The sequence below is a fragment of the Pseudomonas sp. Soil_N_39 genome, assembly GCF_057655955.1.
The window spans coordinates 1-317 of sequence record NZ_JBDGLI010000064.1 but is presented as its reverse complement, the minus strand read 5'-3'; the positions used below and the strand labels follow the sequence as shown (position 1 = coordinate 317).

General features: G+C 68.5%; 1 protein-coding gene. It reads right to left on the bottom strand.

Features of this window, described 5'->3' with window-relative positions; translation table 11 throughout:
• The coding region (locus AC3A5O_RS28830; RefSeq protein WP_487754027.1) for a carbon starvation CstA family protein at window positions 1–317 on the bottom strand (317 nt) is incomplete at both ends.

Genomic DNA, 317 nt, shown 5'->3' with positions numbered 1-317 from the left:
ATCCCCCACGGGCTCTCGGCCAGGGCCTTGACCACGATCAGCGCCAGCACCGCGAGGATGATGATCATGATCAGGAAACAGCCGAACAGCGCAATGGTGCCGGGGATGCGGCCCATTTCTTCCCGGACCATGTCGCCCAGGGAGCGCCCGTTGCGGCGGGTGGACAGGAACAGGATCATGAAGTCCTGCACCGCACCGGCCAGCACCACGCCGGCGATCAGCCAGAGCGTACCGGGCAGGTAGCCCATCTGCGCCGCCAGCACCGGCCCGACCAGCGGCCCCGCGCCGGCAATGGCCGCGAAGTGGTGGCCGAAGAG